The following is a 26,982-nucleotide window of genomic DNA, read 5'->3' on the forward strand; positions in this document are numbered from 1 at the left end:
AACTCGTCTATGCCAGTCCATACGGAACTCGGCGGGCCGGCCGAGCTGTTTGACCGGGACATCTCGGTCACCTTCGCCACCGTCTCGGCATTGTTCAGGCGGCCCGCGTTCGCTGCTGCCCGTCCGAGCCGGAGGAGACACCGACAAGGACGGCAACGCGGTCGAGCTGCCGGTGTACGGCACCGTCGCCGAGGCGATCAAGGAGTCCGGCGCCGACGTCTCCATCGCGTTCGTGCCGCCGAAGTCCGCCAAGGACGCCATCATCGAGGCGATCGACGCGGAGATCCCGCTGCTCGTGGTCATCACCGAGGGCATCGCGGACGCGATCGTCGCGCCGAAGTCGAAGGTCTGGTATGTCGGTGTCGATGATGCCGGGGCCACCGCGTTCACCGTGATCCCGCGCGCGCCGACCTGCTTGGCCAGCACGCTGGTGAACGAGTCGAGCGCGGCCTTGGGCAATGGTGTACGCGATCAGCTCCGGCATCCGCGCGCCTCGCCACTCATCTGAGGCGTCACGCCGTCGTGCACACCGCCATGTCCCACCCGGCACTCACATCTTCACCGAACGGGACTTGACGGTGACAAATCGCGAGTAGCGCCACCTTCAGGTCCCACTCGGTGCTTACTCCTTCGCCGAGTGGGATGTGGGGGTGGGCCTGTTCATATTCCGTGGAGACGGTGAAGGTGGTCACCGCGGTGCGCGCGGTAGTCGGCGAAACCGCTTACGCGGCAGCTGAAAGCAGGGGTTCGGGCTCCGGCCGGAGCGCGGCGAGCTGCAGTCGTTCGCTCTCGGCTCGCTGTCGCTGTGTCGGCCCAGGGCGGAGGATGTGTGGACGTCGCTCTCGCCCGCGGAAGGGGAAGTTGCGATCCTGGCCGCGGCGGGCTGGACCAATAGCGCGATCGCGGTCCGCCGGGGCAGTTCGACGCGAACCGTCGACGCGCAGGTCACATCCTTGTTTGGCACTGTTCGGCGTCGCGCCGATAGAGGCAGCTAGGTGCCTTGGTCCGGCTGGATGCTTTGAGTCTCTGCTGCCTTATCACGCGCGATTTTGCGTCAGTTCGTGTGTGAGGTGTATTGGTGCGCGGTAGTCGGCGTGTGCGGGTGGTTGTTGGTGCGTTTGAGGTGTCGCACCGTTGTGCGTGTTTGTTGTTCGCGTGCGGATCGCCGGCAGTTGGGTGTGCGTGGGCGACTTCGTGTGTGTGAGGTGTGGCTGCGCGGTCGTCGATGCGCCCGGGTGGCCGCTGGTTCGTCTGCGGTGTCGCCGCGTGGGTTGCCGCTGCCCGCACATGAAGTGCGGACGGATTCGTCCGTGCGAGGACGGAGCGGGGTGGAGTTTGCGGGGGTGACTGTCGTGTTGCTCACCGTGTGGTTTCGGGGGCGGTGCGAGTCGTTAGGGTGAAAGTTCGAGAGCCCGTCTACTGCTGAGGAGTTAGTCGTGAGCACCGCTCGGACCGCGCCTGTGACCGTTGCCGTGACCGGAGGGGCGGGGCAGATCGCCTATGGGCTGCTGTTCCGGATCGCGTCCGGGGCGATGCTCGGTGCGGATACGCCGGTGCGGTTGCGGTTGCTGGAGATTCCGGCGGCGGTGGCCTCGCTGGAGGGCGTGGCGATGGAGCTGGAGGACGGGGCGTTTCCGCTACTGGAGTCCATCGACATCAGTGCTGATCCGTGGGAAGGGTTTTCGGGCGCGAACGTCGCGGTGCTGGTCGGCGCGCGGCCGCGCACGGCGGGGATGGAACGGTCGGATCTGCTGGCCGCCAACGGAACGATCTTCACCGAGCAGGGCGCGGCGATCAACGCGAGTGCCGCCGATGACGTGAAGGTGCTCGTGGTCGGCAACCCGGCCAACACGAACGCGTTCATCGCGATGAACAACGCACCCGACGTCCCGGCCGAACGGTTCACCGCGATGACCCGCCTCGACCACAATCGCGCGATCGCGCAACTGGCCAAGAAGACCGGCGCGCCGGCAGCGGACATCGCCCGAGTTGCCATCTGGGGCAACCACTCCGCGACCCAATTCCCGGATATCGCGCACGCGACCATCGCCGGCCAACCAGCCCTCGACCGCATCGATGACCCGGCCTGGCTGACCGACGACTTCATCCCCACCGTCCAGCAGCGCGGCACCGCCATCATCCAGGCCCGCGGCGCCTCCTCCGCCGCCAGCGCGGCCAGCGCCGCCCTCGACCACATCCACGACTGGGTCCGCGGCACCGCCCCCGGCGACTGGGTCTCGATGGCCGTCCCCTCCGACGGCTCCTACGGCGTCCCCGAGGGCCTGATCAGCTCATTCCCCGTCACCTGCACCAACGGCACCTACACCATCGTCCCCGACCTCCCCATCGACGACTTCGCCCGCACCCGCATCGACGCCAGCATCACCGAACTGACCCAAGAACGCGACGCCGTAATAGATCTCGGCTTCGCCAAGCGCGCCTGACCTTCCCCAGCGGGACCTGACAGCAGTGCCACTCGCACGTCGTCACCGCCACGTCCCACTCGACACGCACGTCTTCACCGAACGGGACCTGGCAGCGGCAAAACGCGAGCACCGCCGCTAACAGGTCCCGTTCGGCGTTTGCTTCTCCGTCGAGTGGGACGTGGTGGTGGGCCGATTCGACGTTTGCCGCCACCTTGCCCCGTTCGCGTATTGCTGGTGGCAGCTGCCTGCCCTCAGTTCGGCTGGGCGCCTTGATTTCTCGCCGACCAGTACAGGCCGAGCAGCCCACTCGTCGTTCGCCACCGCCATGTCCCATTCGGCGCTCTCGTCTTCACCGAACGGGACCTAACAGCGGAGAAACGCGAGTAACGCCACTGTCAGGTCCCGCTCGGTATCTACTTCTCCGCCGGTTGGGACCTGACGGTGGGCGGCCTCGTACGTTGCCGCCACCGTGTCCCGTTCGGTGCATTGCTGGCGTCAGCTAGGTGCACCTAAGTCGGTTGGGTGCTTTGATTTCTGGGCGACGGCAGATGCCGGTGGCCTAGTAATCGTTTGCTGCCCTCAGGTCCCGTTCGGCGTTCGTCTTTCGGTCGAGCGGGACATGAGGGCGGGCCTACTCGTACTTTGTCGCTGTCATGTCCCGTTCGACGTTTGCTTCTCCGCTGAGTGGGACATGGTGGCGGGCCTACTCGTACTTTGTCGCTGTCATGTCCCGTTCGACGTTTGCTTCTCCGCTGAGTGGGACATGGTGGCGGGCCTACTCGTACTTTGTCGCCGTCAGGTCCCGTTCGAGTGCTGCTTCGCTGCCGAGTGGGGCATGGCGGTGCTTGCTTTGCCTCCATTGTGTTCCGCTTGATGGGACGGAGCGGAAGTTGGTGTCGGGCTAGGTGATTCAGGTCTAGCTGACCGTCCAGGTTTCTTGCCCGGTGAGTAGGGACTGGAGGGAGTCCTGGGTTACTGGTTTGCGTTCCCGGGCGGTTGTGGTCTGGGCTCGGACGCCGTCGTCGTAGGTGGGGCGGGTGACGCTGCGGAAGATGCCGGTGACTACGTGGTTCAGGGCCTGGTCGGAGAGGCGGGAGAGGGCGTAGGCGTATTCGGGGTTGTCGGTGTAGGCGTCGTGGGTGACTATGTCGGATTCGGGGACGGTGTCGGCGGGGACTACCTCGAGGCCGAAACCGCTTTGGACGACGGCGAATTCGTTGTCGGCGCCGAATCGGATGGGTTGGCCGTGGTGCAGCGGGACGAGGTGGGCGGCGGCGTTGTCGCGGCGCAGGGCGTCGAAGGAGCCGTCGTTGAAGATCGGGCAGTCCTGCAGGATTTCGACGAACGAGGTGCCGCGGTGTTCGGCGGCGGCGCGCAGCACCTCGGTCAGGCCGGCCCGGTCGGAGTCCAAAGCCCGTGCGGCGAAGGTGGCTTCGGCGCCGAGTGCGATGGACAGCGTGTTGAACGGGTGGTCCACCGAACCCATCGGGGTCGACTTGGTGACCTTGCCTTCCTCCGAGGTCGGCGAGTATTGCCCCTTGGTGAGCCCGTAGATCCGGTTGTTGAACAGCAGGATCGTCATGTTCACGTTGCGGCGCAGCGCGTGGATCAGGTGGTTGCCGCCGATGGACAGCGCGTCGCCGTCCCCGGTCACCACCCAGACGGACAGGTCGGGACGGGTCACGGCGAGCCCGGTGGCGATGGCGGGCGCGCGACCGTGGATGGAGTGGATGCCGTACGCCTCGAGGTAATACGGGAAGCGGCTCGAGCAGCCGATCCCGGAGACGAACATCAGGTTCTCCCGGCGCAATCCGAGCTCGGCGAGGAAGCCGCGCACGGTCGCCAGGATCACGTAGTCACCGCAGCCGGGGCACCAGCGCACCTCCTGATCGGTGGTGAACTCCTTCACCTTCTGCGGCCCGTCCGCGGCCGGTACTCCGGACAGTCCGGTGAGGCCGAGATCGGTGCCGACGAGTGAGGTTTCCACGATGGTCATTCGGTGCCCCCAGTGCTGACGTATGTGGCCCGCGCTCGGGCGGCGAAGGCCTTGTCCTGTTCCATCTCCTCGATCGAGCCGTCCAGCGCGGCGTCGATCACCCCGACGAGTTCCTGCGCGGAGAACGCGGTGCCCGCGATCTTCGTCCACGGCCGCACATCGACCAGGTACTTCCCGCGCAACAGCAGCGCGAGCTGGCCGCCGTTCATCTCCGGCGCGACCACCGTGCGATACCGGCGCAACACCGCACCGAGGTTGGCGGGCAACGGATTCAGATGCCGCAGATGCGCCTGCGCGACCGGCACCCCGCGGCGGCGCGCCCGCCGGCACGCCTCACCGATCGGCCCGTACGAGCTGCCCCAGCCGATGATCAGCAGTTCGGCCCGTCCGTCCGGGTCGTCGACCTCGAGGTCGGGCACGCTGATCCCGTCGATCTTGGCCTGCCGCAACCGGACCATCAGTTCGTGATTGGCCGGTTCGTAGGAGATGTTGCCGCTGCCGTCGGCCTTTTCCAGCCCGCCGATCCGGTGCGCGCGTCCCTTGGTGCCCGGCACGGCGAGCGGCCGAGCCAGGGTTTCCGGGTCGCGGGCATACGGCTGGAATGGATCCGCATCGTCGCCGCCGGGCTCGAACGCCGGCTCGATCGGCGCGAGTTCGGTGACCTGCGGAATCGACCACGGCTCCGAACCATTCGCGATCGAACCGTCGGACAGCAGCAGCACCGGCGTGCGATAGGTGAGCGCGATCCGGGCCGCCTCGACCGCCGTGGCGAAGCAATCGGCGGGGGAGCGCGGCGCGAGCACGGCGACCGGCGATTCACCATTGCGCCCGTACAGCGCCTGCAACAGATCAGCCTGCTCGGTCTTGGTCGGCAGGCCGGTCGACGGCCCGCCGCGTTGCACATCGATCACCAGCAGCGGCAGTTCGGTCATCACCGCGAGGCCGATGGTTTCGCTCTTCAGCGCGAGCCCCGGCCCGGACGTGCTGGTGACGCCGAGCGCCCCGCCGAGCGAAGCACCCAGTGCCGCACCGATTCCGGCGATCTCGTCCTCGGCCTGGAAGGTGGTGACGCCGAAGTTCTTGTGCTTGCTCAGCTCGTGCAGGATGTCCGAGGCCGGGGTGATCGGGTAGGTGCCGAGGAACACCGGCAGCCCGGCGAGCTGACCCGCCGCGACCAGTCCGTACGCGAGCGCGGTGTTCCCGGTGATCTGCCGGTAGGTGCCCGGCGGGAGCTTCGCGGGCGCGATTTCGTATGTGGTGGCGAAACTTTCGGTGGTCTCGCCGTAATTCCAGCCGGCACGGAACGCCAGCACGTTGGCCTCGGCGATATCCGGTTTGGCCGCGAACTTCTCCCGCATGAACTTCTCGGTGCCGCCGATCGGCCGCCCGTACATCCAGGACAGCAGGCCGAGCGCGAACATGTTCTTCGCCCGCTGGCCGTCCTTCTTACCGACGCCGGTGGATTCGGTGGCGCCCATGGTGAGCGAGGTCATCTGGACGCGGTGCAGCACGAAATCCGACAGCGTGCCGTCGTCGAGCGGATCCGCCGCGTAGCCGACCTTGGTCAGGTTGCGCTTGGTGAACTCGTCGGTGTTCACGATGATCGTGGCGCCGCGCGGCAGATCCTCCAGATTCGCCTTGAGGGCGGCCGGATTCATCGCGACCAGCACGTCCGGCTGATCGCCCGCGGTGAGGATGTCGTAGTCGGCGATCTGGATCTGGAACGACGAAACACCAGGCAGCGTGCCCTGTGGCGCCCGGATCTCGGCGGGGAAGTTGGGCTGGGTGGCCAGGTCGTTGCCGAACGCGGCCGCTTCGTGGGTGAAGCGATCACCGGTCAGCTGCATGCCGTCCCCGGAGTCTCCGGCGAACCGAATGACTACCTTTTCCAATTTCGCTGCGTCGGTACCGTTTTGAGCTGAACCGACATCGTTGTGGTGCGAAACCATCTGCCTGCTTCACTTCCTCGTCGATGAGAGGGGTGCCATTCGCCAACCTACTCCGCACTGCACGGTGCGTCCGCCCGATATGCGAGGTTTACTGGTACTGCATGCAGTTTCAACCGAGGTTCCAGGCGTCAGCCGAACAATGCCAGCTGCGGGTCGGCCGCGTGCGGACTTTCCGGTGGTGACTCCGGTTCGGCCGGTATTTCCCGTTTCAGGGCGTGTCGCTCGAGCAGCGGATCGAGGCGGCCGCGTAGCCAGGCCGAGTACTCCGGCGTCACATAAGCGCCACGACCGTAGAGCTGCCGGTAGCGCCGGACCAGCGCCGGATGCTGCTCGGCGAGCCAGCCGAGGAACCAGCCGCGGGTGCTGCCGCGCAGGTGCATCGGGAAGGCGACGGCCGAGTGCGCGCCGGCGGCGGCGATCGCGCCGAACAGTTCGTCGAGGTGGGCCTTGCTGTCGGTGAGATACGGAATCACCGGCGCGACCAGGACATTCACGTCGAAGCCCGCGTCGGTGAGCGCGCGCACCATCTCCAGCCGGGCCTTCGGGGACGGAGTGCCGGTTTCGAGGCTGCGGTGCAGGTCCATATCGAAGATCGCGATCGACACCGCGACGCTCACCCGCACTTCCCGCGCGGCCAGGGTGAGCAGCGGCAGGTCCCGGCGCAGCAGGGTGCCTTTGGTCAGGATGGAGAACGGGGTGCCCGAATCGGCCAGCGCGCGAATGATCCCCGGCATCAACCGGTATCGCCCCTCGGCCCGCTGGTAGGGATCGGTGTTGGTGCCGAGCGCGACCGGCTCCCGATGCCAGGAGCGCCGGCGCAGTTCCTTGCGCAGCACGGCGGCGATGTTCGTCTTCACCACGATCTGCGAATCGAAGTCCTTGCCCGCGTCCAGATCCAGGTATTCGTGGGTGGGGCGGGCGAAGCAGTAGCGGCAGGCGTGTGAGCAGCCGCGCATCGGATTGATCGTCCAGCCGAACGGCATGGTCGAGCTCTCCGGGATCTTGTTCAGCGCGCTTTTACACAGCACCTCGTGGAAGGTGATGCCCTCGAACTCGGGGGTCTGCACGGTGCGCGTCAAACCCGCCCGGGTGAGCCCGGGCAGCGCGCCGTCGTCGGCGTCGAGGGTTTGGCTTTGCCACCGCACCGATCCAGTCGAACATATGTTCGGCTGATGCGCAATCTGTCACCGTGGTGGCCGGGTGTCGACGGCTGTTGCCGGGAGCGTCCGGACCTCATGGCGGCGCGGAACTGGATCGTTCTACGCAGCCACGAGGCTCCTCGGCTTGCCGGGGGCCGCTTCGGATCGACGGCCGGGCGTCGGTTACCGGTGCGCGGTCAGGAACGGCAGGACGACGTCGGCCATCTTGTCCGGCACTTCCTCGGCGAGGTCGTGTCCGGCATTGAACACGTATCCGGTGACGTCATGGGCCATGAGTCGCATCTGGGATTCGTTGCGGTCGCCGATGAACGCGGATCCGCCGAGCGCCAGGACCGGGATGTCAAGTTTCTTCTGTGCGGCTTGCCGGTTCTGTTCGGCGTCGACGAGCATCGCCCGGTAGATCGAGAGCATCGCGCGGATGCCGCCGGGCATGGAGTAGCAGCGCACGTATTCCTCGACCGCATCGGTGGTGGCGGTGTCGGGGTGGCTGCGCTCGAACTTGATCATGTAGGTGATCAGCTCGCGTTCGTGTCCGGCGATCAGCATTTCGGGTACGTCGGGCTGGAAGTAGAAGCCTAGATGCCACAGATGCATGCCGGTGGAGACGTTTTCGGGGGTGAGGGCGGTGTGTTCCTCGAAGCCGAACCCGGGGAACAGTGCCTCGGCGAATACGAGAGCGCTGACGCGGTCGCGGTGACGAGCGGCTAGTTGGTAGCCGATCACCGCTCCCCAATCCTCGCCCGCCACGGCATAGGTCTCGTGTCCGAGGTGGGCCATCAGTTCGGCGATGTCGTCGCTCATCGTCGCGGAATCGTAGCCGTCCGGCGGGCGGGCGGAGTCGCCGAGACCGCGCAGGTCCGGCACGACGACGGTGTAGTGGGGCGTCAGCTTCGGGACGAGGTGGCGCCAGTGGTAGCCGGTCTTGGGCACGCCGTGCAGGAGCACGACAGGCGGGCCAGAACCGGCGGTGCGGTAGTGCAGACTCGTTCCGTTCACGGCGGCTCGTCCCGTGCGGACGGGCGTTCCGGCATGGTCGAACATCATGTGTTCCAACTTCCTGGTGTACTACGCGTCGGCCTGGGAGCCGACGCCTTTTCTGGATCATCTGATACAGATTGCGGGCATGGAAAAGTCAGCCGAGGGCGACCAGGGCAACCTCCACGAGGGGTTCGAGGGCGTGGACATCCGGCGTGATCTTCGAGGAGACCAGCAGTCCGTTGAGAAAGGTGACGAGGAAGGCGGCGAGGGTGTGCGGATCATGCTGCGCCGCAATCTCACCCCGTGCTATCGCGACCTTCAGCACCTCTGTGAGCGCGTCTCGGCTGGCGTCCTGCACGTCGCGTACGATGCGCCGGAGCGACGGATCCGCGGGCAGTCGCTCACAGGCGGCGTTGACTACCAGGCAGCCACGGCCGTCATGGTCGACGGCGATGCGGATCCGCTCGATCAGCATCATGCGGATCGCCGAGCGGGCGTCCGCCCCCTCCTCGAGGCTGCGCAGCGCGGCCGCCGCGAGGGTGCTGCGGTAGTGCTCCAGGGCGGCCCGGTACAGACCGTCCTTATCGCCGAACGCGGCATACAGCGACCCCTGCCCGATCCCCAAGTGCTCGGTCAGGTCACGCACCGAGGTCGCCTCGTAGCCGCGCGACCAGAACAGCTCCATCGCACGGCCCACCGCCGCCTCGGTGTCGAACTCACGGGTCCTCGCCACGGTTCCAACGTAACGTATCTGGATCGTTCGCTCAAGAAAAGAGCTACGGCCCGAGTGTGATTGAAATGTCTTCAGCTCGCCGTTGCCGAAGCCGAGCATGTCCTGGGTCTGGACGACCTGCGCACCGACCGGGGTCTTTTCAGGGCGAGCGGGGGAGAACTCGGGGAAGTCGAATTCTCGCGGGACCGGAAACCGGTGGGGGCGGGCCGGTTTCGGCCCGCCCCCACCGCTTCGATATCGAAGCCTGCCTGGCTAGAAGTAATGAGCCCGGCCTGCTACCGGTCGTCCCAGCGCGCCGAACAAGGCCAGGGCCGCACCGACCACCAGGGCGACAATGCCCAATGTCCACAGGATCGGGATCCCGAGCAGGAAACCGAGAAGCAGCAAGACGACACCCAACGTAATAATGACGAACTCCTAACCGTGGTGCTCTCGCATCGCATCCGATCGGCTGCGCTGGTGCGAGAATCTGTGATCGACCAGCTGATACCCGGCGTTGTTGATCTCAAACTGGCGACGCGACTGCTTCTGTCCTACAGCCGTTCTCGCGCCGGAGTTCGCCGCCCAGCGGCGATACCGCTCACTCGTACTGACTACAGTCAGCACGGACTAGTGCTACAGAACGTCTTACGCCGATTACCGGTCGTCTGTGGACCCGAGTTCCGCGTCGAGTCGAGCAGGCCAGTGGAATCGCGCGCCCCCGCCGGGGAGGTGAAACCCCTTCCAGGCTAAAAGATTTGGGAGATCGGGCGCACATCGGTGCGGGCTCAGGGGCGGCCCCGACGCAACCTGACTCACCATCGCTGCCTGCCATCGGGTTGACGCAAGACAGCATTCTGCTGCGCCGGAATCTCGTCGAGGTAAGGGCGGTTTGAGCGATCGGGATATGAACATGAGCGTTTCGGCCATTAGCGCCGATACCCGGCACGGGTAGGTTTCAGGTGGTGGGTGAACTTCCTGAGCACGTGCGAAACATGTTGGATGGCAAGAACTTTGCGGTGGTTGCCACGGTGAACGCGGACGGGTCACCGCATACGTCGGTGATCTGGGTCGATCGAGATGATGACGCTCTGGTGTTCTCGACGACCGCGCAGCGGCGGAAGGGTCGCAATCTCGCGCGCGATCCGCGGGTCAGTGTGACCGTGCTGGACTCCGAGGATCCCTACCGGGCGATCGACCTCGCGGGGACCGCCGAGTTGGTGGCGGATCCGGGCAAGCAACTTCCGGTGCGTTTGTCCCGGAAGTATGTGGGGGAGTTGCCACCGCCGGAGTCCGCGGAGGTGCAGCGGTGGATCGTGCGCGTGGTTCCGGCGCGGATCACCGCTTTCGGTGCCTGATCGGCGCGAGCCGTCAGGTGGTTCGGTAGCGGGCTCTGGTGCGCAGGCGCTTGCCCTGGGGGCCGAGGATGCTGAGGAATTCGACCGGCTCGGTGTCGGCGTTGCCGAACCAGTGCGGCAGCTCGGTGTCGAATTCGGCGACTTCACCGGCGTTGAGCACGAGGTCCTGATCGCCGAGTACGGCGCGGAGCCGGCCGCTGAGCACGTAGAGCCAGTGGTATCCGCCGTGGGAGCGGGGTGCGGGTTCGAGATCGTTCGGGCCGGCCGGCAGGACCTGCTTGAACACCTGGAGTCCGCCGGGGTTGCGGGCCAGCGGGATGACGGTCATTCCGTTGCGGCTGAACGGCTGTGGGTAGACCCGGGGATCGCCGGTGGCCGGGGCGCCGACGAGTTCGTCGAGCGGCAGCCGATAGGCCTTCGCCAGCCGCAACAGCAGCCCGAGGCCGGGGTTGCGCTGCCCGGATTCGAGCCGCGACAGCGTGCTGATCGGAATGGCGGTGCTCTGCGACAAGGCGGTCAAGGTGGTTCCGCTGCTGCGTCTCAACCGGCGTAGTCGTGGCCCGACGGCGGCCAGCACGGTGTCGAACTCGTTTTTCATACGGCTACTGTGCCCGGGGTTTGCGGGTGCGGCAAAGCTGGTTTGCCGATCGTCAAGACGCTTGTGTGCCGCGGCTGACGGCGGCGAAATGCTCGACGAGGAGCCGACTCGCCGGCTCCGGGGCTTCCTCGGGGATCCAGTGCGACACGTCGGGCAGTACCTCGAGCCGGAAGGGGCCGTCGGCGTAGCGGCGGGTCAGTTTGTGTGCGGTGGCGAGAACCGCGGTGTCACCGTCGCTCCACACCTGTAGCACCGGGGCGGCGACCCGGCCGCGCAGCATCCGCGGCGAGGAGAACAGCATTCCGCGATACCAGTTCAGGCCGCCGCGGGCGATCACTCTGTCGCGTACGCGAGCGCTGTCGCGTTGCGCCACTTCGGCGGACTGGCCGGTGTGCCGCAGCAGGCGGGGGAACAGTCCGGTGCGCACCGCCAGTTCGGGAATCACGGGTAGCTGGAAGAAGTACATGTACCAGGACGCCAGTGCCTGCCTGCTGGTGAGCATCGACTGGGCGAACGCGCCGGGATGCGGTACTGACAGCGCCGACAGCGATCGCACTCGGGCTTGTCCGGCGATGGCTGCCGTCCATGCGGCGACCGCGCCCCAGTCGTGGCCGACCAGATGCGTCGGCTGCCCGATCTGGTCGATCATCGACAGTACGTCGGCAGCCAGTTCATCGAGTCGATACGACCAGCGCCAGCGGGGAGCCGCGGTCGCACTCGCGCCACGCAGAGCGGGTGCGAATGTCCGGTACCCGGCCTGATTCAGCAGCTCCGCGACCTGGTTCCAACTGCGTGAATCCTGTGGCCAGCCGTGCAACAGCAGCACCGGTTCTCCGGTGATCGGTCCGGTATCGCGGACCGGGAAAACCAGCCCGGCCCGGCGGAATTCGATGATTCGGCCCGGCTCGGTCCGGCGAGCAGAGATATCGGTCGTCATTGACCATGCACCTCCCATGGTTTGCGGCATTGCTATTGCAGCGTGGCATACCGAAGCATTTAATGCTACTGAAGGTAACGGGTAAATTTCGGCGTCAGCTGAGCCCGTCGTGGCGATCAGGTCCCGGGTCGGTGGTTCGGGCGGCGAAGGTGGCGCGATATTCCGTGGGTGTCACCCCGACGATGCGGCGGAAGTGGTGACGCAGTAGGGGTCCGGTGCCCATTCCGGTTGCGCGAGCGATCTGTTCGACGTCGAGGGTCGTGTCCTCGAGTAGGTGCTGGGCGTGGCGGATGCGTTGCAGGGTGAGCCAGCGGTGCGGGGTGGTGCCGGTTTCGGCGGTGAAGCGGCGCAGCAGCGTGCGGGTCGACATGCTGGCCCGGCGGGCGAGTTCGGGGACGGTGTGTTCGACGGTCAGGTCGTCGAGGATGTCGTCGAGCACCGGTTGCAGGCTGGTGCCGGCGGTCACCGGCACCGGCTGTTCGATGAACTGGCGCTGCCCGCCCTCCCGATGTGGCGCGACGACCATCCGCCGGGCGATCAGATTCGCTGCGGCGGAGCCTATTTCGCGCCGGACGAGATGCAGGCAGGCATCGATGCCCGCCGCGGTGCCCGCGCTGGTGACGATCGATCCGTCATCGACGAACAGCACGTCCGGATCGACGTCCGCCCGCGGGAACCGCCGCTGGAAATCCTCGATGTAGCGCCAGTGCGTGGTGCATCGGCGGCCATCCAGCAAACCGGCAGCACCGAGCAGGTAGGCGCCGCTGCACACCGACAGCAGCGTGGTGTTCCGGTTCGCTGCCGCGGCCCGCAATGCGTCGAGGACGGCCGGTGCGTAATCGCCCCGCACCGCGGCCGCCGGGACGATCACCAGATCGGCATCGATCAGTCCGGTCAATCCCGCCGACGGCACGACGGCGAAACCTTGGTCGCACTGCAGGGGTTCGCCGGGGCGTTCGCCACATACCCGGAAATCGAACGCCGGGCCGCCCTCGCTCGTCCGGTCCACGCCGAAAACCTCGCAGACCACACCCAGCTCGAACGGGGTGAAATCCTCGACCAGAACGGCGGCGATCGTGCGCAGCATTGTCCAAGGCTAATCGCGGCGAGGGATGGGTCCGGTGTGCGCCACGCTTGGGTTACCGCACGTCCGGGGCGGTTCCCTCGCGGTGATAGAGCTTGGCCACGATCATCCAATGACCTTCGACCAGTAGCAGGTTCAGGTAATCGACCATGATGTTGTCGTTGAGCCGCAGCCGCACCTTCGCCATTGCCATTTCCGGCGAGAGCGTGTCGATGGTGAGGACCGCATCGTTGCGTGGTGCGCGGTTCTGTTCCGGTGATCGGCGCGCCCGCATCAGCTCGCGGTACTCTTCGCGCGGACGTACTACGACAACGCCGTCCTGCGCGGAGTAGAGCACGGCCGACGGGTGGAATACCCGATCGAACAGGTCCATGTTCTGCGTGTAGAGCACGTCGAAATAGTCCTGGAGCATTTCTTCGATTGCGGTTGCTTCGGGTGCGTTCATGCTGATCTCCTCGTTTCTCGGGACATCAGCGATTCTTCGGCAATCGCCGTGAGCGACACTAGTGGCGAAAACGACGCCTGTTGACAAGAAAACGCCAAGCGCTATCGATCACGTCCGGGTTTGTCGTCGGCCATCTCGAACGCGCCTGCCTCGAGCCGGCGCAGCAGGCGCTGCGTCCACTCGGCGCGGGTGTCGGCGGTGTGCAGCCATAGGCCGAGGACCTCGCCGACCGGTCCCCAGGTGTCGAGGTCGGTGCCGGGCGGGAGGTCGACGGTGACGGCCGCTCGCCACACCTCCATGGCGTCGGCGCGCTGCCGGAGCAGGGCGATGGCTTCGGCGCGGGGGAGATCGTCGATGAGGCCGACGGCGGCGGCGAGCACGTCCAATCGTGGGTCGCGTTGGGAGAGGGCGGTGCGGAGCAGGCCGAAATAGGCCTGGTCGCCGGCGTCGGTGGTCTCGTATTCGATGCGTGGCGGTCCGCCGGTGGTGCTCGGAGTGGTTTCGTGGGCGAGCAGAAGTTCCTCGGCGGTCATGGCTTTGAGCGCGTGGTAGATGGAGCCGGATTTCAGGTTCGCCCACTCGTGGGCGCCCCAGGACTCCAGGTCTGCGCGGACCTGGTAGCCGTGGGCGCGGTCGCGGCGCCGGACGGCGCCGAGTACGAGGAGGCGAACCGCAGACATGGGGTCCTTTCAGTCGGTGGAAATCCGTTGTAGTTCTTCGGCATTGGATAGCGCGTCGGCGAGGGCGTCGCGGTCGGTCTCGGTCAGCGGGATCGCGCGAACGCGGTCGAGCAGTTGGTGGGCGAGTTCGGGGTCGTTCAGGCGTACGGCCAGCTCGGCACGGTAGGTGAGGGCGTCGACGAGGTCGATTGTCGTCGCGCTGTGCGACTCCCGCGCCAGCGCGCCATCGAGAATCTTGGCACCCTGGGCATTGTCGCCTTTCGAATCTCCCAGGACGACCGCGTTGTCGAGGGACTTGCGGAGCCTGCCGCGGTCCGCTTCTTCCTCGGTCGGTACCGGGGTCTGTGGGAAGAACCGAATCCAGTTGCCGCCTGGATCGACCACAACGAAGCCGGCCAGGTTGTCCGCGTTCTTCCGCTTGCGCGGCCGGGTCATCCGGGGCGTGCCCGTGACCAGTAGCTTGCCGTGCACCGCGCGCATTCCCTCGGCGAACGAGGCGAACAGCGCGCCGGTGTCGGGGACGGCCACTATGCACGTTCCGTAGGAATCGGCCGGGTCGAACCCCGGGATCCCGTTGAAATGCAGGTTGATGTCCTCGCGTCGCATCGCCACATAGGGGTTCGGACGCGTCTGATAGTAGGTCTGTTCGAATCCGAGCATCCGATAGAAATCGGCGACCTCATCGATCGAATTGCACGGCAATATCGGCGTCGTCACTTCGCCTGCCATTTTGCCCAGCCTCTCACTCTCAGCTAGCCAAATTTGACTAGCTGACCGAAAAGTAGCACCCGGTGGACGACTAGGCAAACTTGGCTAGTCGCGTCGGGTGCTGGTCGAGGAGGTCAGGCGATCTGCCGGGTGTCCGGGGTGGCAGGGGTCGGGTCGGCGAAGAAGGCGACCAGGTCGCGGACGGTTTCATCGGTGGGCCGCGGGCGGTAGTCGAGCTCGCGCTCGGCCTTGCCGTGATCCACGACCGGGGCCGAGATCAGCGCGCCGAGTGCGGCTTTGGAGACGATGTCGGACTTGAGCAGCTTGCCGATCGGCGCGAGCACCGGGATCACGCCGGCCACGAGCTTGGGGGAGATGGAGAATCGCGGGCCGCGCTTGCCGCCGTGATTGGCAGCGAGTCGGCAGAGGTCGAGCATCGAGATCATCTCGCCGCCGAGCAGGTAGTTCTCGCCGGTGCGGCCGCGTTCCGAGGCCAGGATCAGGCCCTGGGCGACGTCGCGCACGTCGACCAGGTCGAAGCCGCCGCCGATCATCGCCGGAATGCGGCCCTGCGCGGCGTCTTTCAACGTGCGGTTGATGCGGGAGAGCGGCTTGCTGTAGTCGAGGGGGCCGAACACGCCGGTGGGGTTGCACAGCACCGCGTCCAAGCCCTGGTCGATCACCTTGCGCAGCTCGATCTCGCCTGCCCACTTGGAGCGGTCGTAGACGGGGAGCGCGGAATCGGTCGAGCGCGGGGCGCTCTCATTGATATTGCCGCCGCAGGTGTACTGGTTGAACGCGTGGATCGAGCTGGCGTGCACCATGCGTCGCGCGCCGACCTCGAGCGCGGCCCCGGCGACCACCCGGACGCCCTCGGTGTTCACCTTCCAGGCCAGGTCGTGCTTTTCGGCGAGGGTGATCAGCGCGACCAGGTGGTACACGATCTCGGCGCCGTCGAGCGCGGCGCGCATCGACGCCGGATCGAGCACGTTCCCGCTCACCCAGGTGACGTTCGGCTCGGCGGCCGTCTGTGGCACCACTCGATCTATGGCGGTGACTTCGTGGCCGCGCGCGACGAGCAGGCGGAGCAGATTCGTGCCAAGGTAGCCGGCTGCGCCGGTCACTGCGACCTTCATGGCATCGAGAATATAGAACTTGTTCTAATTTGCAACACGTTCCAGTTCCTTTCGATTCCCCCTGCCAACCTCAGGTATTCCCTCTGTGAACGTCGCGCTGGGCTCGAAAGTTGCCGGTACCGTCCGCTATATTGGGCCCATCCGTAGCGGTCATGCCGTTCGGCAATGGGCAGACGGTGACGACGAAGAAGTTCACGACACTGATGTGCACGACGATTTGGGGGGCAACTCGATGAGTGATCTCTCGGTAGAGACCGACGCGGTCCGGGCGTTCGCCGCCACGAACGCGGGCATCGCCGGTGATCTTGCGGGGGCAGGTAATTTCGACGCGGTCAAGAACGTCTCGGCCTTGGTGCCGGTGTTCGGTTTGATCGGGGCGGATTACCTGGCGATGTTCGCCGCGGCACAGGTGCTGCAGGCCAAGGACATCAACGATCTTTCGGCCAAGTACAACAAGCTCTCCGAGTCGGCGTTCAGCGCCGCCGCGGCCTACGACGCGGCCGACTGGTCCGGCGCCGGCGCGCTCAATGCCATCGGCAACCAGATCGGCGGCGTCGTATGAAGCCACTCGATACGGGGGTGATCGCACCCGAAGAACTCGCGATGGCGCACTCCGCCGATCAGAACGTGGCGATCGGGCAGCAGGCCGTGCTCGACGCGACGCAGAACTCGGCGGTGCTCGACGTGCCGCTCGGGCAGGTGCCCGAGGATCTGCCGCCGATCGAGCCGCCGGACTTCGTGCTGTCCAAGCGGATCAGCGACGATCAGCACAACGCGATGGGCGCGCCGGGCGGCCTGCCGGGTCTGAACGGCAATCCGTCACCGGACGCGCAGAGCATCTCCGGTGTCCCGTCCGATGTCTCGGCGCTGCTCGGGGACACGCACTCCGCGCTGCAACACGTCGCGGCGCCGGTGAACCAGGCGCTCGACCAGGCGACCGGGGTGCTGAACGGTGCCGTCGGCTCGGCGCCGAGCACGGTCGCCGCCGCGATCAGCCAGGCCCAGGCCGCCATCCCGACCTCGTTGCCCGCGCTGCCCGCCGATCCGGTCGCGGCGCTCATGCAGGGCGTTTCGGTCCCCGCGCTGCCCGGCGTCGATCTGCTGATGAAGCCGATCCTCGATCTGCTCAGCAGCTTCGGCACCGGCGTCATCGGCGCGCTCGACCCGACTGCCATTCTGAGCTCGTCATCCAAGATCATCGACATGGCCATGCAGGTGGGCAAGGGCAGCATGACCACCGTCGAGCAGCTGTGGCAGAGCCAGGCCGCGCGCAACGCGCAGGCCACCAGCCAGCAGAACAATGTCGAAGGCCAGGAAACCAGCAAGCGCGGCATCGACATCTCCGACCTCACCCAGAAGGCCGCCGCGGTGGTGCAGCAGGGCAACGCGCAATTGCTCACCGTCGCATCGTCGTTCGCCACCCAGGCGACCGCGATGGCGCCGGTGATCCTGACCCCGCCCGCTCAGGCCACGCTGATGGCGTCGGCGACCGAGCACCTCGGTCAGGCGGTCGGCATCGTCAACGCCACCCGCGGTGATCTGGCGGGCAAGACCGGCGAGCTGAGCGGCATGGTGCAGCAGTTGGTCGCGCCCGGTGGCGGACCCGCGCCGCAGGAGGTCGCGCAGGCGCTCGCGCAGAACGTGGGCCAGCCGATCCTGGAGCAGGCCCAGTCGACCGCGCAGGACACCGCGACCCAGGCCGCGGGCCTCAACTCGTCGACCACCGGGTCGCCGAACTCGACCACCACGGCGTCGGCGCTCAACACCGGCAGCCCGAGCACGACCAACCACGGCAGTCCCGTCGGTGTGCCCGGCAGCCCGAGCCGGACCGGCAGCGGTACCCCGAGCCGTACCGGCACTGGCACCCCGAGCATCCCGTCGGTGCCCAAGACGACCGCCCTGCCCGGCACCAGCATGCCGGTCCGTCCGATCAGCGGCGTCCCCGGCAGCACCGCCTTCGGCCCCGGCACCGCCGGCGCACCCAGCACCACCACCGCGGGTGCGGGCGCAGGCAACAGCTTCATGGGCGGCGGCGCCGGTGCCGCCGGCCAGGGCCGCAACGAAGACGAACACTCCCGCACCGTGCAGCCCTACCAAAGCGCCACCGGCAACGACGACCTCACCGGCCCCCTCGGCGAGTCCACCCCCGACGTCATCGGCGCAACTCACTCCGACGAGATCGTCACGTCCGACTACGAACAGGACCAGTTCTAACGATCGTCCAGTGAGCCCGGCCCGAGCACGAAACTCCGCCCGAGCCGGGCTCTCTGCTGTCCACAGCCGCACTCCTTTTGACATCCGCACGCGTGTTAGTGCGGCGAGTCGGGGTGCGGGGCATCAGAAGGCGTGCGGCTGCTAGTGCGAAGTGCGACACGGCGCGGACTATCGCCGGTGTGGGGCGTGAACTGGGCGGCCGGCGAGTAGTGCTGTGGCAGTGGGGCATTCATCGAGTCGAGTCAAATGGTCGTTAGTTGATCTTCGACAGCGACCATATGACTCGGCTCGATGCTTCTGTCGGGGTGCGCTGTCAGACGTCCTGGACGAATGCGTCGAGGAGTTTGCGGTAGAGGTCGGTGAAGCGTTTGCGGGCGGCTTGTTGGTCGGGGGCTAGGCCCTCGGTGGATTCGGGGGCGTAGACGATCAGGTGGGCGTTCTCTTCGGCGGATTGGGGCATGAGGTCGATGATTTGGCTGCCCTGGTCGGTGATGGTGGGCATGCCGAAATCGACGGTGGCGAGGGCCCTGGTCTCGGTCAGGGCGGCGGCCAGCACCTCGGGCGGGATGTGACCGTTGACCCGCTTCGGCAGGTTCTCCGGATTCCGTTCCGCGGCAATAGCATCGGGCAGCTTCACCGCATGCCCGTCCCCGGACACCTCCAACTGCGGCCGCAGATCCACCCGCGTCTGCCATCCGTTCGGAATGGTGGTCAGCGTCAGCAACGCCATGGGCGAGGAAACCGGCCCGTGCGCAGCCGGCTGATCGGCCGGATCGGCGGTCGCGGTGCCCGCACCGACCGCGACCGCCAAAATAGCAACCAGCAGTGCCGCTTTCGTTCCTCGCATCAATCCACTCTCCTGCTATCCGTGCCCACTGCGGCACCAGCGATTCGCCGAATCTCATGGCAGCGCGCCGAACCCGGGAACGGTTCGGCGCGCGGTCATGTCGATTATGGCGCGGTTCGATGACGACCGCGATGGTCGCCGCGGAACTGCGTCGCGCGATCCGGCGTAGCGTCGCCGATCAGCTCAGTGCGGCAGCGGCTTTCAGCGGCGCAGGGCGGGTGGGGCGTCCAGGTTCTGGGCGGAGTAGGTGTCACAGGCCTTGACCTGGCCGGTCTGGTAGCCGGTGAGGAACCACTTCTGTCGTTGTTCGGAGGAACCGTGGGTCCAGGCTTCCGGATTGACCCGGCCTTGGGACGCCTTCTGGATGCGGTCGTCGCCGACCGCGGAGGCGGCGGACAGGGCGTCGCGGATGTCGTTCTCGGACAACGGCTTCAGGAACGGTTGGCCGCCGCCGGGGGAGGGCGTCTTGTCGGCGAAGTGGGCCCAGATGCCGGCGTAGCAGTCTGCTTGCAGTTCGGTGCGCACGGCGCCGGACTCGGGACCGCGCGGATCACGTTGTGCGCGACCGATATCGCCGAGCAGGTTCTGGATGTGGTGGCCGATCTCGTGGGCGACCACGTATTCCTGGGCCAGCGGTCCACCGCTGGAACCGAATCGATCCACCAGCTCCTGGAAGAAGGTGACGTCGAAGTAGCCGGTTCGGTCGGGCGGGCAGTAGAACGGCCCGACGTCGCTGGTCGCGTTGCCGCACCCGGTGGAGATGGCGCCGGAGAACAACCGCACGCTGGGTTTGGCGTACTGGCGTCCGGTCTGCTTGTTGAATTCGCCCGACCAGACCGAGTTGAGGCTCTGTGTGGTGAGCGCCACCCGGCAGTCGGCGTACTTGTTGGCGTCCGCGCCGGTCTTGCAATGCGAGGGTGTGCCCTCCGCTGGTTGGGACTGCTGGTTCTCGGAGCCGGTGAGATCGCCGAGCAGGGAACCGGGGTCGCCGCCGAGCAGCAAGGCCAGCACCAGAACGATGAGTCCGCCCGCTCCGCCGCCCAACGCGATCTTTCCACCCCTGCCGGGACCGCCACCGGAACTGACCGCATCCGGGTCGATCTGCATGCCCTCGTTGAAGGTCATCGTCGTCGCTTTCTGATTGTCGCTACGGCTCGGACATACCCCGCCGATACAGCTTCGCACGGGTGTGGCGACATCGGTTTCCACTCGGCGGATGTGTCTCACTACGATGGGACCGCACCTGGTCATATCGCGCCGGTGCCGGAGTCGTCGAAAGGAACCTTGTGCTGCGCACCCACTTGGCTGGTTCGCTGCGAAGCGAGCATGCCGGTCAGACCGTGACCCTCACCGGATGGGTGGCCAGGCGGCGTGACCACGGTGGCGTGATCTTCATCGATCTGCGCGACGCGTCGGGAGTGTCGCAGGCGGTGTTCCGCGAGGGCGAGCCGGCCGAGCAGGCGCACCGGCTGCGCGCGGAGTACTGCGTGCGGGTGACCGGCGTGGTGGAGCTGCGACCGGACGGCAACGAAAACCCGGATCTGCCGACCGGCACCATCGAGGTGAACGTCACCGAGCTCGAGGTGCTGAACGAGAGCGCGCCGCTGCCGTTCCAGCTGGACGAGCAGCCCGGCGAAGAGGCCCGGCTGAAGTATCGCTATCTGGATCTGCGCCGCGAAGGCCCGGCGCACGCGATCCGGCTGCGCTCCAAGGCGAACGCCGCGGCCCGCGAGGTGCTGGCGAACCACGAGTTCGTCGAGGTGGAGACGCCGACGCTGACCCGCTCGACCCCGGAGGGCGCCCGCGACTTCCTGGTGCCCGCCCGCTTGCAGCCCGGCAGCTTCTATGCGCTGCCGCAGAGCCCGCAGCTGTTCAAGCAGCTGCTGATGGTCGGCGGCATCGAGCGCTACTACCAGATCGCGCGCTGCTACCGCGACGAGGACTTCCGCGCCGACCGTCAGCCGGAGTTCACCCAGCTCGACATCGAGATGAGCTTCGTCCGCCAGGACGACGTGATCCTGCTCGCGGAGCAGATCCTGACCGGGCTGTGGAAGCTGATCGGCTACGACATCCCGACCCCGATTCCGCACATGACCTACGCGGAAGCCATGCGCCGCTTCGGTTCCGACAAGCCGGACCTGCGCTTCGGCATCGAGATCACCGAGTGCGCGGAGTACTTCAAGGACACCCCGTTCCGGGTGTTCCAGGCCGAGTACGTCGGCGCGGTCGTCATGCCGGGTGGCGCGAGCCAGCCGCGCCGGCAGCTCGACGCCTGGCAGGAGTGGGCCAAGCAGCGCGGCGCCAAGGGTCTGGCCTACGTGCTGATCCAGGAGGACGGCACGCTCGGCGGCCCGGTCGCCAAGAACCTGACCGACGCCGAGCGCGACGGGCTGGCCAAGCACGTCGGCGCGGTGCCGGGCGACTGCGTGTTCTTCGCGGCCGGTCCGGCGAAGGCGCAGCGCGGGCTGCTCGGCGCCGCGCGCGCCGAGATCGCCCGCAAGGTCGGCTTGATCGACGAGAACGCTTGGTCGTTCGTGTGGATCGTGGACGCGCCGATGTTCGAGCCTGCCGCCGAGGCGACCGCGAGCGGCGATGTGGCGCTTGGTCATTCGGCGTGGACGGCGGTGCACCACGCGTTCACCTCGCCGAAGCCGGAGTCGGTCGACACGTTCGACACCGACCCGGGTTCCGCGCTCGCCTACGCCTACGACATCGTCTGCAACGGCAACGAGATCGGCGGCGGCAGCATCCGTATCCACCGCCGCGATGTGCAGGAACGCGTGTTCAAGGTGATGGGGATCAGCCAGGAGGAGGCGCAGGAGAAGTTCGGATTCCTGTTGGACGCCTTCGCTTTCGGCGCACCGCCGCACGGCGGCATCGCGTTCGGCTGGGACCGGATCGTCGCGCTGCTGGCCGGGCTGGACTCGATCCGCGAGGTGATCGCGTTCCCGAAGACCGGCGGCGGCGTCGACCCGCTGACCGACGCGCCCGCACCGATCACCGAGCAGCAGCGCAAGGAAGCCGGCCTGTACCCGAAGCCCGCGTCGAAGGACGACAAGGGTGACAAGGGCGAGGCGAAGCCGGCCGAATAGCCGGACGAACGGTACCTTTCGGACAGTTCCGATCCGTCGACCCGCGCCGGGCGGCACTGACCACAAGGGGATCCGTTGCTGCATCTGCGCATGATCAGCCCGCCGGACACGACCGGCGCGGTGCTGGCCGTGCTCGCCGCGAACCCAGGGGCCACGCATGTGACCCTGGCTCGCGGCGTCGCGCTGGCGCCCGCCGGCGATCTGATCCAGGCCGACGTCGCGCGCGAGGCGGCCAACGAGGTGCTGGAGCAGTTGACCGCGCTCGGCATCTGCAAGACCGGCGGCATCACGCTCGGACCGGTGGAGACGGTGCTGTCCGAGGCGGGGGATCGGGCGGTCGAGGCGGCGCCCGGCGATCCGACCGACGCGGTGGTGTGGGACGAACTGCTCGCGCAGGTGCACGAGGAGTCGACGCTCAATTCGACCTTCCTGGCGTTCCTCGCGATCGCCTGTCTACTGGCCGCGATCGGTGTTGCCACCGATTCGCCGGTGACCATCGTCGGCGCGATGGTCGTCGGGCCGGAGTTCGGACCGCTGGCCGCGTTCGCGGTCGGGTTGGTGCGCCGGGACTTTCGGCTCGCGCGGCGGTCGGCGATCGCGCTGGCCGTCGGGTTCCCGGTGGCGATGCTGGTCACGCTGGCGGCGACGCTGGTGTGGGAGCAGCTCGGCTGGATCACGCTGAACGGGGTGGAGAGCGTCAAGAACGTCGACTTCATCTATGAGGTCGGGCCGTTCTCGCTGGTCGTCGCGCTGCTGGCGGGCGCGGCGGGCATGCTCTCGCTGGTCACGGCGAAGTCGGCGGCGCTGATCGGGGTTTTCATCTCGGTGACGACCGTGCCCGCGGCCGGATTCGCCGTTGTCGCGGCCACTTTGGGGCAGTGGCATATCGCGTTCATGTCCGCGGGTCAGCTCGCGGTGAACCTGGCCGGGATCATCGTGGCCGGGGTGATCGTGCTCGAACTCCGGCCTCGCGCAGGCAGCGAGGCCGGGCCGGTGGCGCGGTTCAAGCGGTGGGTCGGAATGCGTTCGCTCGCGGACGAATAGGACACATCAGATCTGCGAGACCGGTCCTCCGGTCAGGGTGCGGTAGGCGTAGGTGACCGCCATGACCGCGACCGGTCCGGCGACCAGCAGTCCGAGTCCGCACAGCAGAGCTCCGACAAAAGTGACGAAAAGGACAGCGAGCGCGAGCAACAGGACCGGCCACACGTTCGTGACCACCAGGGTTGCACTGGATTTCAGCGCCTCGAACGGACCCTCGTTCTGATCGACGACGAAGTGCAGCGCGAACATGCACAGGATGCCGATGACCAGTCCGGGCAGGATGCAGACCGCCGACCCGAGGAAGGTCAGGACGAACGCCAGCAGCGCGGTGATCAGCACATTGCCCGCGTTCACGAACCGGAAGTACGAGCCGAAATGCGGTTTGTTGCCGTCGGTTTCGTACAGTGCGCCGCGCACCATCGCGGCCTGTAGCAACCAGACAGCAGCCAGTACGGCGAGGAAGATCAGCAGCAGCGGGAGCATCGTCGTCGGGTCGGTGAGTTGCACGACGAGCACGAAGCCGAGGTAGATGACCAGGCCGGCGGCGATCACGCCCATCCATGGTCCGGGGTTGCGGCGGAACTTTTCCCAGCCGTAGCTGAGCGCTTGACCGACATCGAGGGTGCCGGGGGCGGTGGCGGCTTGCTGGTAGCCGTAGGTCGGTTGCCCAGGTTCGGTGTATTGCGGCGGTACCGAACCGTACGGCATGTTTCCTTGTGGCGGCATCGATCCCGGCGGCATGTTGCCTTGCGGCATACCGCCGGGTGTGGCCGGACCTGTTCCTGGCGGACCGTAACTGGGCGGAGTCGAGTAACCGGGTTGGGCGGCAGTGCCGGGCTGGTTGGAGTACCCGGGTTGGGGTGCGTATTCGGACTGCGCTGAGCCGGGTTGCGGCGAGTACCCGGGCTGGGCCGCGGCACCGGGCTGTGGCGAGTACCCGGGCTGGGCTGCGGTACCGGGCTGTGGCGAGTGCCCGGGCTGGGCCGCAGTACCAGGCTGCGGCGAATACCCTGGCTGCGCCGCGTAACCCGGCTGCGCCGATTGCTGCGAGGGTGCTACCGGCGGCGGTGGCTCGACCGGCTCGTTGCCGTACTGTGCCGCGCCCGGGCCCTCGAACTGCGGGTATCCGGCCGAACCGGCCATCTCGTGCCGACCCGGTCCGGTGCCGGGGTCCGGTGCTTGTGGAGTGTGACTCTCGTGCTGGCCTGGCCGCGCCGGGTGCTGTTCGTCGTCTCCGGGGGCGGGAGCGTTGCCAGCTGATTCGGTGGGCGGGGGAGGCGGTGTGCCGGTCATGCCATAGACCTTTCCACTCAACTGGTTTGCGGTGTGGCGCAGAGCAGTTGACGATGAGAAAACCTGACGGGTGCAATCGTGTCAAGCAACGGCCGCCCGTCCCGTAACCTCGAGGGAGACACGCCGAACGACGCGGAAAGGTTGTGTATCCGCTCGCTAGAAGTGACCTGATGCGAGTAACTTGAAGGGCGATGACCGCACTATTGGCCGAACGCGCCGCCGAAGTCGTGTCCGCAGCGCAACAGTTGCTCACAAAGCGAATGGGTGCTCCGGTAAAGCTGAGCGATCCGATCGAACTCAGCGGTAGTGGTAGAACGACGGTTCTCCGTGTGCGTGTTGCGGAAAACGCCTTCTCGTTGCCGCGGACCTTGATCGTGAAACAAGTTCGCGGACACTCACATGACCGCACCACGGGCGGTCTCGCACCCGGAGTCGCCAGCATCGACTCCGCGTTCCTTCGTGAAGCGGTGTCCTATCAGTTCACCACCGCCTTGAGCCGCGAACAGCGGCCCGGTGCGTATCTGATCGCACACAGCCTGCCCGAGCGTTTGCTGATCCTCAGCGACCTCGGCGAGAACTCGCTGCTCACCCAGATGTTGCAGTCCGGCGCCGAGCCGGCCACCCGCAACGGGATGATGGCGTTCGCGCAGGCGCTCGGCCGGATGCATGCCGCGACGGTCGGCCGCGAGGCGGATTTCGTTGCGCTGCTGCGTCGGGTCGACGTGGTGCATCGGGTGGACGGCATCGCTCAGCAGGCCGAATCCGCGATCGCCGAGGTGCCCGGACTGTTGCAGCGCGAGCTCGGCATCGAGGTGCCCGGCGAGATCGCCGAACGGATCGTGCGCGGTAACCGGCTGTTCTCTGCCGGACGGTTCCGGGCGTTCAGTCCGTCGGATCTGTGCCCCGACAACGTCATTCTCAACGAGGAAGGCGCGCGGTTCCTCGACTACGAGTGGGGTGGGTTCCGCGACGCCACCCTGGACATCGCCTATGCGCTGGTGTCGTTCCCCGGGTGCCTGTGCGACTTCGAGCTGTCCCGGGAACGGGCCAGGCAGATGGTCGAGGCGTGGCGCTCCGAGGTCGTGGGCGTGTGGCCGGCGCTGGCCGACGACGAGGTGATGTCCGAGCGGATCCTCGAGGCCCGGCTGATCTGGGTCTGGTTGTCCACCTACTGGTTCCTGCCCGCGGACCACGCACGCATCGCCGCGGCGCGCGAGCACGGGTTGTCGGTGCCTCGGTCGGAGGCGCTGATCAATCGGTGGGCGGCGTTGGCCGAGGATGCTCGGTGCACCGGCGACGACATCGTCGGAGACTTTGCCGAGGATGTGTCGGCGATGCTGGAAGAGCGCTGGTCGGAATAGAATTCGCCGGTCGGCGGAATTCGTTCGCTTGATGTTGCCTGAAAGTTTTTGTCTGCTGCTGTGTTTGCGGTGGGTGGATAATGCAGAGGCGTGTTTTCAGGTGGGCTGAAGGTATTTCAGTTCGGCTGACAGTTCCGCTGGTGGTTATGCGTTCAACTAGGTTGCTGCCGCACATCTTTTGATTCCCCGCACACCGGCTTGCCGCGCTGACACGCGTGCGTTTGTCAGAAGGTGTGCGGGTGCGCCGGAAAATCATCGGGACCCTGAAATCGGGGGCAGTGGTCGGCGGCGGTCACCAGTACGCTGGAGGGTTCAGACCACGGGGTTGGAGAGGGGTGGTCACGATGAGTGTTGTGCTATCGGTAGTCATCGCGGTCGTTGTCGTCGCTGCGGTGCTGGCGGCGTTCGTCCTACATCGACGGTCGCTTCGTAAGGATGTCGACCGGATGACTCGTGCTCGGCAGTCCGGCGGCGTGCTGACCGCGCAGATCAGCAGTCCGCGAAGCCGCAAGAAGCGCCGCTCGAGCGAAAACGGCGGCTGGGCCTTGGGCAGCATCGGGATAATCGGTGGCGGTGGCGATAGCGGCCATGGCCATGGAGGTCATGGTCACGGCGGCAGCTGCGGCGGTGGCGGTGGTTGCGGCGGTGGAGGTGGAGGCTGCGGGGGTGGCGGGTCGTAACCGCCCCGTCGGTTCACGCGGGCCTGGCGTGGGTAAGAGTGCCCGGCCCGCGTGAACGTTGTCCGTTGGTTGACGCAGGCATCGTCGGAGTGCCCGCTCGTTGTGAACGCTGTCCGTTGGCCGACGCGGGCTTGGTCGTATTGCCTGCTCTTCTGTGAACGCTGAGTCCGTTGACCGGTGCAGGCGAGGCGTCGCCGATGTCGGCGCGCTCCGGCGCCGCTGCACCGAGTTTCTTGGCCGCGGCGTCGATGCGGCGGTCTCCCCGGGTCTCGCTCGACCCGGCG

23 protein-coding genes and 1 pseudogene are annotated in these 26,982 nt (G+C 66.8%); 8 read left to right on the top strand and 16 right to left on the bottom strand.

Annotated elements, in window-relative coordinates; genetic code table 11:
• Positions 1 to 139: 139 nt before the first annotated feature.
• Positions 140 to 382: pseudogene (locus tag F3087_RS33530) on the top strand (succinate--CoA ligase subunit alpha); the annotation flags it as partial.
• A 1,054-nt stretch (positions 383 to 1,436) separates the two neighbouring features.
• On the top strand, positions 1,437 to 2,444 hold the full coding sequence (locus F3087_RS33540) for a malate dehydrogenase (RefSeq protein ID WP_150406127.1): 1,008 nt from the start codon (positions 1,437 to 1,439) through the stop codon (positions 2,442 to 2,444).
• A gap of 898 nt (positions 2,445 to 3,342) precedes the next feature.
• Here F3087_RS33540 and F3087_RS33545 read toward each other — a convergent pair.
• The 6 genes from F3087_RS33545 to F3087_RS47210 form a co-directional block, all read right to left on the bottom strand.
• Positions 3,343 to 4,422: a 2-oxoacid:ferredoxin oxidoreductase subunit beta gene (locus tag F3087_RS33545; protein ID WP_150406128.1), complete on the bottom strand. Its 1,080-nt coding sequence runs from the start codon at positions 4,420 to 4,422 to the stop codon at positions 3,343 to 3,345.
• Entirely contained in the window at positions 4,419 to 6,371 is a 1,953-nt protein-coding gene (locus F3087_RS33550) for a 2-oxoacid:acceptor oxidoreductase subunit alpha (RefSeq protein WP_150406129.1), read from the bottom strand. The genes F3087_RS33545 and F3087_RS33550 overlap by 4 nt, the downstream gene beginning before the upstream one ends.
• 128 nt (positions 6,372 to 6,499) lie before the next feature.
• Complete coding sequence (locus tag F3087_RS33555) at positions 6,500 to 7,516, bottom strand: Rv2578c family radical SAM protein (RefSeq protein WP_150406130.1); 1,017 nt, start codon at positions 7,514 to 7,516, stop codon at positions 6,500 to 6,502.
• 177 nt (positions 7,517 to 7,693) lie between these two features.
• On the bottom strand, positions 7,694 to 8,527 hold the full coding sequence (locus F3087_RS33560; RefSeq protein ID WP_223885544.1) for an alpha/beta fold hydrolase: 834 nt from the start codon (positions 8,525 to 8,527) through the stop codon (positions 7,694 to 7,696).
• Positions 8,528 to 8,663: 136 nt separating this feature from the next.
• A complete protein-coding gene (locus F3087_RS33565; RefSeq protein ID WP_150406131.1) occupies positions 8,664 to 9,242 on the bottom strand; it encodes a TetR/AcrR family transcriptional regulator in 579 nt (192 codons plus the stop codon).
• 252 nt (positions 9,243 to 9,494) lie between these two features.
• The gene (locus tag F3087_RS47210) at positions 9,495 to 9,629 is read right to left on the bottom strand and encodes a hypothetical protein (RefSeq protein WP_263407252.1); all 135 of its coding nucleotides are present in this window, start codon (positions 9,627 to 9,629) and stop codon (positions 9,495 to 9,497) included.
• Positions 9,630 to 10,186: 557 nt separating this feature from the next.
• Here F3087_RS47210 and F3087_RS33570 point away from each other — a divergent pair.
• Positions 10,187 to 10,579, top strand: coding sequence for a PPOX class F420-dependent oxidoreductase (locus F3087_RS33570; RefSeq protein WP_223885545.1), 393 nt, complete (start codon positions 10,187 to 10,189; stop codon positions 10,577 to 10,579).
• A gap of 13 nt (positions 10,580 to 10,592) precedes the next feature.
• Here F3087_RS33570 and F3087_RS33575 read toward each other — a convergent pair whose 3' ends face one another.
• From F3087_RS33575 to F3087_RS33605, 7 genes are all read right to left on the bottom strand, one after another.
• Positions 10,593 to 11,177 carry a helix-turn-helix domain-containing protein gene (locus F3087_RS33575; RefSeq protein WP_150406133.1) on the bottom strand — a complete coding sequence of 195 codons (585 nt, stop codon included), beginning with the start codon at positions 11,175 to 11,177 and terminating at the stop codon, positions 10,593 to 10,595.
• Positions 11,178 to 11,229: 52 nt separating this feature from the next.
• Positions 11,230 to 12,114: an alpha/beta fold hydrolase gene (locus F3087_RS33580; RefSeq protein ID WP_150406134.1), complete on the bottom strand. Its 885-nt coding sequence runs from the start codon at positions 12,112 to 12,114 to the stop codon at positions 11,230 to 11,232.
• A gap of 94 nt (positions 12,115 to 12,208) precedes the next feature.
• Positions 12,209 to 13,201, bottom strand: coding sequence for a GlxA family transcriptional regulator (locus F3087_RS33585; protein ID WP_150406135.1), 993 nt, complete (start codon positions 13,199 to 13,201; stop codon positions 12,209 to 12,211).
• 52 nt (positions 13,202 to 13,253) lie between these two features.
• Positions 13,254 to 13,643, bottom strand: a complete 390-nt coding sequence (locus tag F3087_RS33590) for a nuclear transport factor 2 family protein (RefSeq protein ID WP_150406136.1) — start codon at positions 13,641 to 13,643, stop codon at positions 13,254 to 13,256.
• A 101-nt stretch (positions 13,644 to 13,744) separates the two neighbouring features.
• Positions 13,745 to 14,323 carry a PadR family transcriptional regulator gene (locus F3087_RS33595; protein WP_150406137.1) on the bottom strand — a complete coding sequence of 193 codons (579 nt, stop codon included), beginning with the start codon at positions 14,321 to 14,323 and terminating at the stop codon, positions 13,745 to 13,747.
• 9 nt (positions 14,324 to 14,332) lie between these two features.
• On the bottom strand, positions 14,333 to 15,052 hold the full coding sequence (locus tag F3087_RS33600; RefSeq protein ID WP_150406138.1) for a VOC family protein: 720 nt from the start codon (positions 15,050 to 15,052) through the stop codon (positions 14,333 to 14,335).
• A gap of 113 nt (positions 15,053 to 15,165) precedes the next feature.
• Positions 15,166 to 16,167: an NAD-dependent epimerase/dehydratase family protein gene (locus F3087_RS33605; RefSeq protein ID WP_150406139.1), complete on the bottom strand. Its 1,002-nt coding sequence runs from the start codon at positions 16,165 to 16,167 to the stop codon at positions 15,166 to 15,168.
• Between the two features lie 85 nt (positions 16,168 to 16,252).
• Here F3087_RS33605 and F3087_RS33610 point away from each other — a divergent pair, with 85 nt between their 5' ends.
• Both F3087_RS33610 and F3087_RS33615 read left to right on the top strand, forming a co-directional pair.
• On the top strand, positions 16,253 to 16,729 hold the full coding sequence (locus F3087_RS33610) for a type VII secretion target (RefSeq protein WP_223885546.1): 477 nt from the start codon (positions 16,253 to 16,255) through the stop codon (positions 16,727 to 16,729).
• Positions 16,730 to 16,746: 17 nt separating this feature from the next.
• A complete protein-coding gene (locus tag F3087_RS33615; RefSeq protein WP_223885547.1) occupies positions 16,747 to 18,381 on the top strand; it encodes a hypothetical protein in 1,635 nt (544 codons plus the stop codon).
• 313 nt (positions 18,382 to 18,694) lie between these two features.
• Here F3087_RS33615 and F3087_RS33620 read toward each other — a convergent pair whose 3' ends face one another.
• Both F3087_RS33620 and ypfJ read right to left on the bottom strand, forming a co-directional pair.
• Positions 18,695 to 19,228: a hypothetical protein gene (locus F3087_RS33620; protein WP_150406141.1), complete on the bottom strand. Its 534-nt coding sequence runs from the start codon at positions 19,226 to 19,228 to the stop codon at positions 18,695 to 18,697.
• A 201-nt stretch (positions 19,229 to 19,429) separates the two neighbouring features.
• Positions 19,430 to 20,353 (bottom strand): KPN_02809 family neutral zinc metallopeptidase, encoded by a 924-nt coding sequence (ypfJ, locus tag F3087_RS33625; RefSeq protein WP_150406142.1) that lies wholly within the window; start codon positions 20,351 to 20,353, stop codon positions 19,430 to 19,432.
• 161 nt (positions 20,354 to 20,514) lie between these two features.
• Here ypfJ and aspS point away from each other — a divergent pair, with 161 nt between their 5' ends.
• Both aspS and F3087_RS33635 read left to right on the top strand, forming a co-directional pair.
• Positions 20,515 to 22,320 (top strand): aspartate--tRNA ligase, encoded by a 1,806-nt coding sequence (gene aspS, locus F3087_RS33630; RefSeq protein WP_150406143.1) that lies wholly within the window; start codon positions 20,515 to 20,517, stop codon positions 22,318 to 22,320.
• Positions 22,321 to 22,395: 75 nt separating this feature from the next.
• The gene (locus F3087_RS33635) at positions 22,396 to 23,364 is read left to right on the top strand and encodes a DUF389 domain-containing protein (RefSeq protein WP_191094269.1); all 969 of its coding nucleotides are present in this window, start codon (positions 22,396 to 22,398) and stop codon (positions 23,362 to 23,364) included.
• Positions 23,365 to 23,370: 6 nt separating this feature from the next.
• Here the strand turns inward: F3087_RS33635 and F3087_RS46870 are convergent, their stop codons facing one another.
• Positions 23,371 to 24,657 carry a hypothetical protein gene (locus F3087_RS46870; RefSeq protein ID WP_223885548.1) on the bottom strand — a complete coding sequence of 429 codons (1,287 nt, stop codon included), beginning with the start codon at positions 24,655 to 24,657 and terminating at the stop codon, positions 23,371 to 23,373.
• 191 nt (positions 24,658 to 24,848) lie between these two features.
• Between F3087_RS46870 and F3087_RS33645 the strand changes: the two genes are divergently transcribed.
• Positions 24,849 to 26,018 carry a phosphotransferase family protein gene (locus F3087_RS33645; protein ID WP_150406144.1) on the top strand — a complete coding sequence of 390 codons (1,170 nt, stop codon included), beginning with the start codon at positions 24,849 to 24,851 and terminating at the stop codon, positions 26,016 to 26,018.
• Positions 26,019 to 26,982: the final 964 nt, after the last annotated feature.

Source organism: Nocardia colli, from assembly GCF_008704205.1.
Lineage (GTDB): Bacteria > Actinomycetota > Actinomycetes > Mycobacteriales > Mycobacteriaceae > Nocardia > Nocardia colli.